Below are 14,104 nucleotides of genomic sequence, written 5' to 3'. Positions count from 1 at the left end.
CCCTTTCTATTGCTTTAGCGTTGGACGTCGAAATTGCTACCTCGGTACATGAGGGATTCGACATCTTTCAGGTTAACGATGGCCATATCGCCTGGAATGGTATGCTTCAAGGCGAAGGTCGCATTAGCGAATTGGATGGCCTCAGCGTCAGTGTACTTATCGGTATTTAAGGCATAGATCAAGCCTGCTGCAAAGGCATCCCCGCCCCCGATCCGGTCGATGATATCAACATCAAAGACATTGGATGGGTAGAGTTCATTATCCTTAGCATCGTAGAGGTAGGATTGGAGGATGTTGCGGCTAGCATTGATGACCTTGCGCTTGGTCAAAGCGATCTTCTCCAACTTATAGTGGGAAGCGATCTGCTCTAAAATCGGAGAAATGGTATTGAAATCATAAGGCAATTGGATATTCCGGTTGTCTTTATAGTCATTACCATCCACATCAGGCAGGAAGAGCGGTTCGATCCCAATCAGGAGATCCGCATAAGGCGCCAGTTCAGCCATAGCATGGCGGGCTTCTTCAAAGCCCCAAAGACTAGCCCGGTAGTTCAAGTCCAGACTAACCTTCATCCCCCGGCGTTTGGCTTCAATCATGCACTGTTTGCTGAGCTCAAAGAGTTCAGGTGACAGGGCAGCGGTAATGCCCGAGGTGTGGAACCAATTGGCATCTTCAAAGATCAAGTCAAAGTCATAATCTTCCACCTTGGACTCTACAAAGGAAGAGTACTGGCGGTCATAAACGATCTTCGAAGGCCGGATGGAATGGCCCTTCTCTGCGAAGTAAATCCCTAAACGAGGGCCTTGGTGAAGAATGTAGCCGGTGTGAACCCCATTCTTACGCATAAATTCAACAGCTGCATCCCCAATTTCATTGGCTGGTACAGCTGAGATAAAGCTGGCCCACATGCCGAGATGTGCGATGGTGGCCGCAATATTTGCTTCTGAGCCACCGAATGTTGCTTCAAAGTTTTGGGCTTGTGAGAAACGCTCGCTGCTCTCAGTCGTTAGCCGGAGCAAGAGCTCTCCCAGAGTCACAACTTTTTTGAGCATTATTTATCAGCCAAGATAGCAGCTAGGCGGTCCGCAAATTCCTTAGCGGTTGCTTTAACGCCTTCTGCCCCTTCTGCTTTGTAGTTTTTGGTTAGTGCTGAGCCCACACCAACTGCCCAAGCACCCTTGTCGATCCATTCTTCCATGTTGTCAATGTTCACGCCACCTGAAGGCATTAATTCAACTTGTGGAAGTGGACCATGGATATCTTTGATGAAGCCAGAACCAAGTACGCCACCTGGGAAGACTTTAACAATTTCGCAGCCTAATGTTAAAGCTTCTTGGATTTCAGTCGCTGACCCACAACCTGGTAGGTAAGGCACTGTATAGAGGTTACAGATCTTAGCCACTTCAGGGTTCCAAGCTGGGGATACGATAAATTCTGCCCCGTTTAAGATTGCGATGCGAGCGGTCACTGGGTCAAGAACGGTACCAGCCCCAACGACCATGTCAGTGCCCTTGAATTCTTCAGCCAAGCGGGCCATCACGCGTTCAGCTCCTGGAGTGGAGAAGGTCACTTCGATGTTCTTCACGCCGCCTTCATAGCAGGCTTTAGAGATGATGTAGCCGTCTTCTTCGCTTTCCCCACGGATAACAGCGAAGAGATAGTTTTCTTTCATTTGTACAATTGTTTCAGCTTTTTTTGCCATAAGAGCATATCCTCCTAATTATTTGTCGTGTTTGGCTAAGTTATCTTCAAAGTCTTGGATTTTGCTTTCTTGGTATTGACCCGCATAGTCATCATTCAAGAATTTGTCCAAGCCTGTGTTTTCTAAACCAGCCCAGCTCTCTTCTTCTTGTCCAAAGATAATAGGGTAGAAGAGAACACCGTTGTCGGTTGCAGCCTTTAAGTCGCCAGGTGCGTCCCCAACCATCAAGATCTTGTGCTTGTCATAGCCGTGTTCTAAGAGGTTAGCAATGGCGTCTTTCTTAGAACCTGCTTCTTGGCCGTAAACTACGTCCACATAGTCCATTAAACCGTGGCGGGTCCATTCAGAGTTGAGGGCTTCTGAGTTAGCCGATGATACGATGGCAAGGTCTGCCTTTTGGCTAATAGCAGCAAGGCCGTCCTTAGCGCCTGGGAAAGGCTTGTCATTGCCAGCTAATTCTTCTTCAATCCCCTTGTTCACGCGTTGGGACCAAGACAGGGCACGTTTGAGGGACTCATCATCTTGGTCTTTCAAGCTATCTTCTAAGGAACCATTAGATAAGGATGAAGTCGTTTCAGTCCATTCCGCTAAGGCATCAATATTGATGATGTCCTCGCCAGCTTCTTTGGCATTGTTCAAGCAGATCACTAAAGCCTTGAAGCGGTTAATCCCCCGTGTAGATGAGAACAGGTTCACCCGGTTCCAGTCTTCTTGGAATTGGTCTTTGTTTTGAATATTGAATTCATCAGCTGCTAAAGGGCCAAAGTATTCAAAGTGCTTGACATTCATGGTGTCCATGGCACAGCCATCAGAATCCACGCAGACTAAATAGTCTCTTTGTTTAGTAAATTGTTCCGGTAAATTCGCCAAGATAATTCCTCCTTAAATTGCTTTTATGTCTTTTAGTGGTTTCGCATTATTATTTTAGCTAATTAGCCATTTCCTAAGCTGCTAGGGATTCGGCTAACTGTTTACTTATGAGCGGAAGTGGAGCGGGTGCTCATCAGCACAGTTTCATTCAGAATCCTATACTTCTTCCACCACTAAGGAAAAGGCTTAAACAAAGTTACTTTCCTGCTTAAGCCTTTCCCATTCATTCATCTAAAACAGCTGCCCCGATTAAACACCTGAGTAAGCAGCGAAACCACCATCGATTGGGATAATAACCCCGTTAACAAAGCTTGCGGATTTTTCATCGGCTAAGAAGAGGGTTGGCCCAACCATTTCATCAGCTTCACCGAAGCGACCCATTGGTGTATTGGTAATGATCTTGTTACCACGTGGTTTCAAGGTTTCGTGGTCTTCTTCAAACATTAAGTCAATGTTTTGGTGAGACACAAGGAAACCTGGTGCAATGGCATTGCAACGTACGCCAACTTTAGAGAAGTGAACAGCTAACCATTGGGTGAAGTTAGAGATAGCTGCCTTAGCTCCTGAGTAAGCTGGGATCTTGGTTAATGGTGTGAAGGCGTTCATTGAAGAAACGTTAATGATGTTTGCCCCTTCACGGCCTACCATGTCTTTAGCGAAAACTTGGGTTGGGAGTAAGGTCCCTTGGAAGTTCAAGCTGAAGACAAAGTTAACGCCTTCTGGATCCAAGTCGAAGAAAGTAGTGGTTTCTTCGTCTAAACCTTCTTCATGGAATTCGTTATCCGTAGTTGCACGTGGGCTGTTACCGCCTGCCCCGTTAACTAAGATATCACATGGGCCGAAGTCTTTATTCAATTCTTCGCGGACAGCTTCTAAGTTTTCCTTGTCTAAAACATTACACTTGTAACCCTTAGCCTTGCCGCCACCTAAAGCGTTGATCTTTTCAGCCGCTTCGTTAGCTGCATCTTCGTTAAGGTCAAGTAAAGCAACATTAGCGCCAGCTTGAGCAAAACCTTCTGCTAACTTAGAAACAATAACCCCACCTGCACCAGTTAATACAACAGTCTTACCTGAAAAATCATGAACATATGGATTGTTTGCCATTTTTTGCATTCCCTCTCTCTTGTTATTTCTTATTTACGGTTCTTAAGTAATTCTTCGTCGTGTGGATAAACGGATTGGCCGAAGTCTGGTTTGCGGTCATACTTGTGGCAGAGCGCTTCGTAGAGGCCGTTGATGTAGGCAACCCCTAGGGCACGGTCATAGAGACCATAACCTGGTGTTTCGGTTTGGTCGCCCCAGATGCGGCGGCCGTGGTCAGGACGGATTGGGCCTTCCCAGCCGTATTTCACTAAGAGGTCCATCATGCTGTAGAAGTCCACGTCCCCGTTAGCAGATAAGTGGCCAGTTTCCATGAAGCCCCAGTCGCCAGCTTGGACGTTACGGGCATGGACGAAGTTGATTCGGTCGCGTTTCAAGGCATATTCCATAATGGCATCAACATCGTTCTTGCCATCTGAGAAGTAGCAGCCGTGGTCCATAGTGATCCCATTGCTTGGTGAATCCACGATATCTAAGAAGCGCTTCACAGCGTCTAGACCGGTAATGATACGTGGCAAGCCAAAGATAGAATAAGGCGGATCATCAGGGTGGATAGCCATTTTCACGCCAGCTTCCTCAGCCACTGGAATAATTTCTTTAAGGAAATATTCTAAATTTTCCCATAATTGTTCTTCATCGACTTCTGCATAGTCTGCGAAGACTTGGGCCATTTCTTCTTTGGTGTAAGAAGCATCCCAACCTGGTAGGCTAAAGTCCCCATTGATTGGGTCCACTGCTTCAGCTTCATCCTTGAAGAAGGCCAAGCAAGTTGAACCATCAGGAAGAAGGTATTCTAAGTCGGTACGGGTCCAGTCAAAGACAGGCATGAAGTTGTAGCATACCACTGGAATTCCGGCCTTACCCACATTGCGGATAGACTCTTTGTAATTTTCAATCAATTGGTCGCGGTTTGCTTTCCCTAATTTGATGTCTTCATGGACAGGGATTGATTCGATAACCGAAATATGCATCCCTTGTTCCTCAACAGACGCCTTTAATTTTTCGATGTTTTCAAGGGGCCATGCTTCCCCCACTGGCACATCATAAACAGCTGTTACGATACCTTGCATACCTGGAATGACACGGATATCTTCTAGCTTAACTGGGTCATGATGGCCATACCATCTAAAACTCATTTCCATATTTTATCTTCTCCTTTTCACAAAAAACTTGTGGGACTTTGGTTGCCCAAACTTATCCACAGCGTTCTATATTAATTGTACCTTATAAGCGTTAATTATATCAAGTAGACTTGCTTGAAAAGGCCAGTTTTTTGATAGTTTAAATAAATATAATTAGAGCGCTTTCAGAGCAAAAGGATTAGCCTGATATCAGCTAAGCCTTGATTTGACGCGAAAGCGCTTCATATAAGAACATTTTTGCACATGCTTTGGGCTATGAATTTGATGTCGAATCCCAATAATCATCCAGGGCTTTTTGTGCTCTTTTTGTGCTTATCCTAGGGGTTGCTGGGCTGGAATACCTTGCCAGTTAATTGGAAAAAATTCTTCTCGTCTTCTCTTCTTTATTTTAATTGACCGACTAGTCAGTCAAAAGTATATGCTCCCGCTTATCTATAATAGTATAAGCCAGGTAAAGATCAGAGAATATCATGACAAGGTACTTTGGAGAGCGGCTTCACCCTTTTGTAATGGTTTCCACGGGGTAGATATGCTATACTAGTTAAGAAAAAAGAGTGAGGTGAATCCTATGGCAACATCCAAAGCACAAAAAAAGCGTAACCGCAAAATTCTCTGGTATGTGATTTTGATTATCTTCACCATTATCCAAAGCATCTACCTCAGCAATAAAGAAGATTAAAATTAGCCAGAAGTGAATGGTGTAGGTGAGCATGTGCTTAACGCCTGCTCATAACAGATATTCTATTTATTGGTGAATCATTTTTAATTCACAGCACTAACAAGGTAAAAAGCAGAAGCTTCTAGATCATAAGAGCTTCTGCTTTTTTGTTTTGAAATTAACGAATAAGCTCAGCTGGATAGACTTGTCAGCGTGATCGAAGCAAGGCCGTATGGTGTTTTGGGATTTGGAGTGTCAGCGACTGAATTTTAAAGATTCAAGGCCCAAATTCAAAAGCGCAACGGATGCTCACTAGCACCGTTTCCTTTAATCGCTATCCACCCTACAATTCCTTAGCCTGGCCAAGTTTAATCAAACTCTCCGTGTACAGTTTGAGAAGCGGGATGAGGCTATCAATTTCCACATACTCATCCGCCTGGTGGGCCACTTCAGGGTCCTGTTGAAAATTGGCGCCAAAGCTGATGCAGTTGCCTACTTTCTTGCTATAGGAAACCGCCTTGCCGATCAGGGGCGTCTGGCTTTCTTCAGGGAAGTGTTGGGCAAAGGTCTTCGACAAGGTCTGGATAGCTGGCCGGTCCGCATCTTCTAGGGTCACCGGGACGTCGAAACTAGCCTGGATCTGCCAATCAGGCAAAAGACTTTGGATCTTCTGCTTCAATTCATCCGAATGCGAGCCATTGGGAAAGCGGCAGTCGACGGCGAGTTTGATAGCGGACTGAGCTCGAAAATCCACCTGACCAAGGTTAAAGGTCAAGGCTCCCATTTCCGGACTGGCATAGGCGATGCCGACTCCTGATCCATCGCTAGGGCTGAAGGTCCGGCCTAGTTCGCTAAAACTTTCTAGGTCCAAGGCTTCTCCCAGGGTCTGGAAGAGCCGACTGATAGCATTAATCCCGAGCTGGGGTTCTGAGGCGTGGGCCCCCTTGCCGTCTAGGCGCAAGTGGGTCTCACCATCTTGGTAGCTAACTTGGCCCGGCCAATCTTTCTGATCCAGATAAGTCTGGAGAGGCTCTTGGTAATCACCAGCTAAACGGGCTTGGGCCTGAGAAGGCACCACATTGGCTCCCTCTCCACCTGATAGCTCGAGGACTGGCCCGTAGCCTGCCAGTTCATGGCGGAATTCCCAGGTAATGGCGCCGAATTCCCCTACACAGACAGGAAAGACGCCATCCGGAGTGAAGGCAAAGTCAGGCTGGCCGGCCTGGCGCAAGTAAGGCTCCAGGTCTAGCATTTCTGTTTCCTCATCAGAGCCATAGACCAGGCGCAACTGGTTGCGGAGAGGAATTTTGTAGTCCTGGATAATCTTCATGGCATAGAAGACCAAGAGGCAGGACCGTTTCATATCATTGACCCCGCGGCCGTAGAGCTTGCCGTTTTCTTCTACCGCTTCAAAGGCGGGCCGGGTCCAATGACTGCCTGCTTGGACCACATCCAAGTGGCTGACCACGTCGATCCGGTAGGGGGTCGCTAACTGTCCGGGCAGGTCAATGGCAATCGCCTCATTAGCATAATTTTGTACAGTCAGGCCTTCTGCTTGGGCGAGCGCTATCATATAGTCCAGGGCGCGCCGGATTTCTTGACCATAAGGCGCCTCGCTGGAGGCTGTAGCCTCGTCGCGAACGGATGGAATGCGGACGAGGGCCTTAAGCTCGGCCAATAAGTCCTCGAAATAAGCGTCATAATTAATGGCTAACATCTGTGCCACCTCTTTCTAATTCATTACAAAAGCAAGTAACGGATCCCAGCATAAATAAGTAAGTGGGCCGGATAGAGAAAGTAGAACCAGCGGCTATTCCCCCGCCCCTTTTCTCCATTATAGTGGTAAATAAGGAAGTAAGCGACCAACACACCAGGCCCCTCCCAAAGCGAAGCTAGGGCCCCGACCACAGCTTGGTAAAAGGCTTCCTGCCGGCTCAGATAGAGGAGGACTACCAGGGCTACCCCAAAGTAACCGTAGTCAACTCCCCCCAGCTCAGCGAGGATCATCAAGAATAGCGGCCCGATAACTTTGAGCCAGCGGTAACGGTCTTGTTTTAAGCTGACCAGGGCCAAGAGCGCTGCTAGAAGGGTAAAGAAAACATTCTGATGACTCCAGTCAAGGCTTTGCCGGAAGAGGGCCAGGTCGAAGGGCGGTTCTGAAAGGAGGGCCAAGACCCCAAGTCGTCCGGCATAGGCCTTGACCGACCGGGTGTGGACGAAGCCCTCAATTAGAAGGAAACAAAAAATAGGAAAAGCAATCCGGCCGATCGACCGCATGATGAGGTAGACCAAGGCCAGGCTCTCACTGGACACCGTCAAGAAGTCCAGCCAGGTCACTGGCGCCAAGAGCTGGGGCTCTATGAAAACCACTGCCGCATGGTCAATAAACATGGCCAGCATGGCAATCAGCTTCAACTGGGTCCCCGTCAAGGAGAAGATTGGTCCTCTACTGTCATCATCGCACGTGTTTTGCATCTGCTTCCCTCTTTTCCTGAATGGCTTTGTTCTTCTGCTAGTTTTGTTTTATAATGCTCCTATCAAGACATAAAGGAGATGACACGATGGCAAGTGAATATCGTGCCCGTTTAAGGTCCTTACAAGACCGACTGGAAAGCCAGCATGTGACCCAAATCCTAGTGACTGACCCCTACAGCATCTATTATTATACCGGCGTCTTAGTCGACCCCATGGAGCGGCTCTGGCTCCTCATTGTGCCCTATAAAGGACGGCCCTGCCTCGTAGCCAACGAGCTCTTCCGCTTCCAAGTGGATGATATTTTTCAAGTGCTTCGGACCAAAGACCAAGATGACTTCGGCCAGCTGGTCAAGCGCTTGCCCCTAGAGGAAGTGGGAAATTTCGGCATCGATAAGCAGATGACCGCCAACTACCTCCTCCCCCTCATCACGACCTATCCCTTGAGTAACTTCAGCCTGGCCAGCCACTTGGTCGACCAACAGCGCGGCGTCAAGTCGGCAGGTGAACAAGAGCTCATGCGCCAGGCTTCCGCCCTCAACGACCAGGCCATGGCCCGCTTAGTAGAAGAAGTGCTTCCCTATGGCCCTAGCGAAATCGAAGCCTGCCAGGCCTTGGAAAAGATCTACCGCGAAGTTGGAGCAGACGGAGGCTTTAGCTTCGAACCCATCGTCGCTTACGGAGCGAACGGGGCCGACCCCCACCACCTGTCGGACCACAGCCGACCTCAAGTGGGAGACGCCATTGTGGTCGACATCGGTTGCCGCCACCAAGGCTATTGCTCGGACATGATCCGGACCTTCTACTACGGCCAGGTCTCAGACAAGGACCGGGCCCTCTACCAGCTGACCCTGGAGGCCCAGGAAGCTGGAATTGCAGCCGTTAAGGTCGGTCAGGCTACTTTCCAAGCCATTGATTCGGCCTGCCGGACCACCATCGCCCAAGCTGGCTACGGCGACTGCTTCATCCACCGGACAGGTCACTTTATCGGCCAGGAAACCCACGAAGCCGGCGACGTCAGCCAAGCCAACACTCAAGTGGTTCAAGCCGGCCAGTGCTTCTCCATCGAACCCGGCATCTACCTAGAAGACGAAACCGCAGTAAGAATCGAAGACCTAGTCATCGCCCAAGCCGACGGAGTCGAAATCATCAACCACTACCCAAAAGAACTCACAGTTATTCCTGTAAAAGGTGAGAGGGAGCGCGGTTAGCTTCCTTTCACTGGAGCAAGTCACCAGAGCAGTCTGGAGGACTGCGATGGAGACTTGTGAAGTGACAAAGAAGCTGCGCGACCGAACCCGACTATAGGGTGAGAGCAAAGGCGTTCAGAAAGGGATGACTGGAGGCAAAGAGGATAAGAGCGGCTTTAGCCGGTCGTTCCACTTTGCTGAAGTCACTCCCTTTCTGCCTTTGCGAACCCAACTAGGGTGAGAGCAAGAGCGGTTAGCTTTGGATGCTTGGAGTAAGTCGGAATAAGGGCAAGCCCTGCTTGCACGGTTCCGACTTGCGAAAGCACTCCAAAGCTGCTCTTGCGAACCCGACTAAAAGGTGAGAGCAAGAGCGGGTAGACTTGAATGATTGGAGACTCATCGAAAAAGGCTGACATCAGTCAGGCGTTTCGATGAGTTGAAATCACTTCAAGTCTGCTCTTGCGAACCCGACTATACAGGGTGTGAAGGTTAGCGGGAGAAATAGACCTCTGGAGCAAAGAGTCAGAGAAGACTGCAAGTCTTCGGCGACTCTTTGTGAAGAGGAGCTATTTCTGCTAGCCTGAACCCGACTAGAAAGGGTGCGAGCAAAGGCGTTTAGAAAGGGATGACTGGAGGCAAAGAGGATAAGAGCGGCTTTAGCCGGTCGTTCCACTTTGCTGAAGTCACTCCCTTTCTGCCTTTGCGAACCCAACTAGGGTGAGAGCAAGATCGGTTAGCTTTTAGTAATTGGAATGGTGTCAAACAAGGTTCTAGCTGTCTGATTTGCATATGGCAGTTCTGAGCACAATTGCAGCTGCCATTTTGTACTCAGCAGCTCTGAACGCAAATAACCGCTATCATTTTGCATTCAGCAAGTCTGAGCGCAAATTACTTAACCCCAACTAAGCTGTGAAGGCTAGCGGAAGAAATAAAGCTCTAGAACAAAGAGCATAAGACTGCCTTTAGTCGGTCTTACCAGTCATCCCCTCCTGCCTCGCCACTAAAACCAGAGCTGGGCTTGGTGGAAGAGGCCGCGCAGGTAGCTGATCACGAAGGGACCGATGAACCAGAGCAGGACCAGGGTCACGACAACCAATCCCAGGGCCAAGATGCGGTAGGCACCATGCTGGCTATCCGACCAGAACCACTGGCGCTTGCGCTCGCGGTCATAGAAGATTTCATTGGTATCCAGGTCGATCTCCCGCGTTTTGGAATCGACGGCTTCCCGGTCTCGCTTGCGGTCATCCGTCGCGTAGATTGTGGTTTCCTGCTGGTAGTGGGTATCGAATAAGGCTTGGCCTTTCTTTTTGGCGCGTTCTTTTTCCTTGGCGAGTTCCGCCTTGGCCTTGCGGTAGCTTGCGCGTTTCACTTGGTCCCCTCCTCTCTATTTTGGCGTCTAGCCCGCCCCAGTGGACCAGGCAGACACACTTTGCTTTTATTTTACCGACTATGTTTGAATTTTTAACGAACTTTCAAGATATTATTTGACCATTCCCAGCTTTACAATTACATGCTAGAATAGACAAGGAATAAAACAGAAAATATCCTTGCCCATTAAGGAGGACAAAATGTTACAAAACCATTATTTATTTACCAGTGAGAGTGTTACCGAAGGCCATCCCGACAAAATCGCTGACCAGATCAGCGACGCTGTCCTGGATGCAGCCCTCAGCCAGGACCCTAACAGCCGGGTAGCTTGTGAGACCATTGTGAATACCGGCCTGGTTGTGATCTTCGGTGAAATCTCCAGCCAAGCCAATCTCGACTTCCAGACCATTGTCCGCGAGACCGTCAAAAATATTGGCTACACCCGGGGCAAATACGGCTTCGACGCAGAGAACCTCAACGTAATGGTCGCGCTCGACCAGCAATCCCCTGATATCGCGCAAGGGGTCGACCAGGCCCTCGAAATCCGGGGTAAAGAAGGCGAAGAAGCGCTCGGTGCTGGGGACCAGGGCCTGATGTTTGGCTTTGCCTGCGACGAAACCGAAGACTTCATGCCCCTGCCTATCCAACTGGCCCACCGCTTGGCCGAGCACCTGGCCTACCTTCGCCACGAAGAGATCCTGCCCTACCTGCGTCCCGACGGCAAGACCCAGGTTACCGTGGAATATGACGAGAACAAAAAACCTGTTCGCGTCGACACCATTGTCGTTTCCACCCAACATGCGGAATCAACACCCCTGGAACAAATTGAAGCTGACATCCACAAGCACCTGATCAAGGAAGTCATCCCAAGCCATCTCTTAGATGACGAGACCAAGTACTACATCAACCCAACTGGCCGCTTTGTTATCGGCGGACCCAAGGGAGATGCTGGTCTAACGGGACGGAAGATTATTGTGGATACCTACGGCGGCATGGCACGCCACGGGGGCGGCGCCTTCTCCGGTAAGGACGCCACCAAAGTTGACCGGAGTGCCTCATATATGGCCCGCTACATTGCGAAAAACATCGTTGCTAGCCAACTGGCCAGCCGGTGCGAAATCCAACTCGCCTACGCCATCGGGGTTGCCCAACCTGTTTCCATCAATATCGATACATTCGGCACCGAAACCGTGGCCAAGGAGAAAATCACCCAAGCCGTCCGGCAGATTTTTGACCTGTCCCCACGCGGTATCATCGACAGCCTGGACCTGCGCCAAGCCATCTATGAGCCCACTGCCGCCTACGGACACTTCGGCCGCCATGCAGAAGGCCCCTACTTCCCTTGGGAGCGGACCGACCGCATTGACGAGCTCAAGGCTGCCGTGGACGCCCTGGACTAAGATAAATAAGATAAAAAAGAAAGCAGCTCTCTCCGGTCCAGGTTGGCTAGGGGAGAGCTGCTTTTGTTTAGTAATTACTTTTGAGCATCCGTTTTGCATTTGGACCTGGGCAACTTGCTAAGGAGATCGTCGTTCGCAAGTTCAACACGCCTCTCCAAAAAATTTCCACAAAAAAACTGCTAGGCAAGGCGATTTATTCCTTGGCTGGCAGTTTTTCCTCTCTATACTAGTCGCGCAATTCGGGATAAGTCGCTTCTAGGTGCTGGCAGAGGCCCTGGATGCCCTTTGTGACCAAATCATAGGTCAGGTCAAAGTTCCCGGTATAATAAGGGTCGGCGATCGGTCCAGGCTGGTCAGTGAAGTCCAATAATTGGTAGACCTTGTCGCTAGTGCCAACAATTTTCTCAATATTTTCGATATTGCTGTCGTCCATGCCGATTAAGTAGTCGTAGCGGTCGACGTCACCGGCTTCCAACAGGCTGGCATACATATTGTCCGTGCTGATGCCCTTAGCTGCTAACAGGTTGGCGGTGCCGGGGTGGGGAGCTGAACCCAGGTTCCAATCTCCTGTCGCTGCTGATTCCACCAAAACCCTATCCTCCCAACCGCGCTGCATAACTTCCTCGCGCATCAAGGCTTCCGCCATGGGAGACCGGCAAATATTACCTAAACAAATAAAACAAATCTTAACCATAGAACCTCCTAAGTGAAATTTAATCATATTTTCTCATGGGCAATGCTAAAATAAGAGTAAGTCTCTTATTTGACCAATGAATAGAAAGAAGTGAATCACATCCAATGGTTACTGCTTATCGCCGCGCTAGCCGCGCTAAGATTTCCCTAGATGCTATTATACAGAACTACCGAGGGATTAAGCAATCCCTAGCCCCAGGCAAGCTGGTCTATGCCACGGTCAAGGCAGATGCTTATGGACACGGAGCTAAGGCCGTCAGCCAGGCCTTGGAAGAAGCCGGTGCCGATGGTTTCTGTGTGGCCCTAACCGATGAAGCCCTCGAACTCCGCCAAGCCGGTATCCAAAACAATATCATGGTCTTAGGGGTGATCCCAGCTTCCGATGCCCTGGAAATGGCCCAGGCTCAGATCGCCGTGACGGTCAGCCGGATAGACTGGCTAGAAGCGGTGACGGAAGAACTCGAAGCTTGCACTTACCCTGCCCTAGAGATCCACTTAGCTGTTGATTCCGGCATGGGGCGGATTGGCTTCCTCGATAGTCAGAGCTTGCAAGCTGCCATCGACTGGATTGCCGCTCATCCCAAGGCTTTCACGCTCAAGGGCATCTTCACCCATTTTGCGACGGCAGATAGCCAGGACCCCCAAGGCAAAAGCAAGCAGGCTGCCCAAGTCCAAGCCTTCCAAGACATCCGCCAGGCTATCGATTGTAGCCAACTCCCCCAAGCTCCTCTCTTCCACCAATCCAACAGCGCCATGGCCCTCTGGTATCCGGATGAGACCCTGGACATGGTACGTTTGGGAATTGCCCTCTACGGCGCCAATCCGTCGAACGGGGCAGAAGACCTTCCCTATGCCTTGGAGCCCGCCCTCAGCCTAGAGACAGAAATTGCCTATGTCAAGCAGATGCATGCTGGCGAAACAGTCGGCTACGGGGCCACCTATACCGCTAGCCAGGATGAATGGATTGCCACCCTCCCTATCGGCTATGCGGACGGCTGGCTGAGAGCCTATTCAGGACTTGAAGTTCTCGTCCAAGGCCAGGCCTGCCCTATCGTTGGCCGGGTCTGCATGGACCAGTGCATGGTCCGCCTCGACCAAGCCTACCCCATCGGCACCAAGGTCACCCTCATCGGTGAAAACCAGGGCCAGGTCATCCGGGCTGAGGACGTCGCCGCTCATGCCGGCACCATCGCCTATGAGACCTTCTGCCTCTTAAGCCAGCGCCTACCCCGGGACTACCAAGATTAAAGTCCTTTAACCGTTTTATCCTTGACTATTAATAGTGGCTATGTTAGATTAATAGCAATAGAAAAGTAGGGATATAGAGGCCGCGCTCACCATCATTAGGAAACGAAAGGGGTCAGCGCCGAAGCAAGCTTGCTTGCTGGGGGCAGTACTGAACAAGGCTGTCACTGTCAAATGAGAAGCCCATTCTTATTTTGGAGGACTTATCCTACTTGGGCCCGTGAACCATACACGCTGACTTTGTATAGGCATACCCAAGTAAG

The 14,104-nt window shown here is 49.8% G+C and carries 12 protein-coding genes and 1 riboswitch; of the genes, 3 read left to right on the top strand and 9 right to left on the bottom strand.

Annotation, left to right across the window (positions count from 1 at the left end; all coding sequences use genetic code 11):
- Positions 1 to 14: 14 nt before the first annotated feature.
- From QP860_RS04590 to QP860_RS04560, 7 genes are all read right to left on the bottom strand, one after another.
- Positions 15 to 1,052 carry a sugar kinase gene (locus QP860_RS04590; protein ID WP_070619186.1) on the bottom strand — a complete coding sequence of 346 codons (1,038 nt, stop codon included), beginning with the start codon at positions 1,050 to 1,052 and terminating at the stop codon, positions 15 to 17.
- Positions 1,052 to 1,702, bottom strand: a complete 651-nt coding sequence (locus QP860_RS04585) for a bifunctional 2-keto-4-hydroxyglutarate aldolase/2-keto-3-deoxy-6-phosphogluconate aldolase (protein WP_070619183.1) — start codon at positions 1,700 to 1,702, stop codon at positions 1,052 to 1,054. The genes QP860_RS04590 and QP860_RS04585 overlap by 1 nt, the downstream gene beginning before the upstream one ends.
- A gap of 18 nt (positions 1,703 to 1,720) precedes the next feature.
- Positions 1,721 to 2,572 (bottom strand): HAD family hydrolase, encoded by an 852-nt coding sequence (locus QP860_RS04580; protein WP_070619182.1) that lies wholly within the window; start codon positions 2,570 to 2,572, stop codon positions 1,721 to 1,723.
- A gap of 249 nt (positions 2,573 to 2,821) precedes the next feature.
- Entirely contained in the window at positions 2,822 to 3,676 is an 855-nt protein-coding gene (locus tag QP860_RS04575; RefSeq protein ID WP_070619282.1) for an SDR family oxidoreductase, read from the bottom strand.
- Positions 3,677 to 3,705: 29 nt separating this feature from the next.
- On the bottom strand, positions 3,706 to 4,815 hold the full coding sequence (gene uxuA, locus QP860_RS04570) for a mannonate dehydratase (protein WP_070619179.1): 1,110 nt from the start codon (positions 4,813 to 4,815) through the stop codon (positions 3,706 to 3,708).
- A gap of 1,001 nt (positions 4,816 to 5,816) precedes the next feature.
- The gene (locus QP860_RS04565) at positions 5,817 to 7,190 is read right to left on the bottom strand and encodes a Sapep family Mn(2+)-dependent dipeptidase (RefSeq protein ID WP_070619176.1); all 1,374 of its coding nucleotides are present in this window, start codon (positions 7,188 to 7,190) and stop codon (positions 5,817 to 5,819) included.
- A gap of 23 nt (positions 7,191 to 7,213) precedes the next feature.
- Positions 7,214 to 7,948, bottom strand: coding sequence for a TraX family protein (locus tag QP860_RS04560; RefSeq protein ID WP_070619173.1), 735 nt, complete (start codon positions 7,946 to 7,948; stop codon positions 7,214 to 7,216).
- A gap of 86 nt (positions 7,949 to 8,034) precedes the next feature.
- Here QP860_RS04560 and QP860_RS04555 point away from each other — a divergent pair, with 86 nt between their 5' ends.
- Positions 8,035 to 9,156: a M24 family metallopeptidase gene (locus tag QP860_RS04555; RefSeq protein ID WP_284912255.1), complete on the top strand. Its 1,122-nt coding sequence runs from the start codon at positions 8,035 to 8,037 to the stop codon at positions 9,154 to 9,156.
- 979 nt (positions 9,157 to 10,135) lie between these two features.
- Here QP860_RS04555 and QP860_RS04550 read toward each other — a convergent pair.
- Positions 10,136 to 10,504, bottom strand: coding sequence for a hypothetical protein (locus QP860_RS04550; protein WP_070619170.1), 369 nt, complete (start codon positions 10,502 to 10,504; stop codon positions 10,136 to 10,138).
- A gap of 199 nt (positions 10,505 to 10,703) precedes the next feature.
- On the opposite strand from QP860_RS04550, the gene metK reads away from it, so the two are divergent.
- The gene (metK, locus tag QP860_RS04545; RefSeq protein WP_284912254.1) at positions 10,704 to 11,903 is read left to right on the top strand and encodes a methionine adenosyltransferase; all 1,200 of its coding nucleotides are present in this window, start codon (positions 10,704 to 10,706) and stop codon (positions 11,901 to 11,903) included.
- Positions 11,904 to 12,129: 226 nt separating this feature from the next.
- Here the strand turns inward: metK and QP860_RS04540 are convergent, their stop codons facing one another.
- A complete protein-coding gene (locus QP860_RS04540; RefSeq protein WP_070619166.1) occupies positions 12,130 to 12,597 on the bottom strand; it encodes a low molecular weight protein-tyrosine-phosphatase in 468 nt (155 codons plus the stop codon).
- Positions 12,598 to 12,701: 104 nt separating this feature from the next.
- On the opposite strand from QP860_RS04540, the gene alr reads away from it, so the two are divergent.
- Entirely contained in the window at positions 12,702 to 13,844 is a 1,143-nt protein-coding gene (gene alr, locus QP860_RS04535) for an alanine racemase (protein ID WP_070619163.1), read from the top strand.
- A gap of 64 nt (positions 13,845 to 13,908) precedes the next feature.
- Positions 13,909 to 14,055, top strand: a riboswitch (Lysine riboswitch).
- The last annotated feature ends 49 nt before the right edge of the window (positions 14,056 to 14,104 follow it).

The sequence above is a fragment of the Aerococcus sp. UMB1112A genome, assembly GCF_030230715.1.
Classification (GTDB): Bacteria; Bacillota; Bacilli; order Lactobacillales; family Aerococcaceae; genus Aerococcus.
Note: the sequence above shows the minus strand (reverse complement) of the source record. Positions and strands in the feature narration are given on the sequence as shown.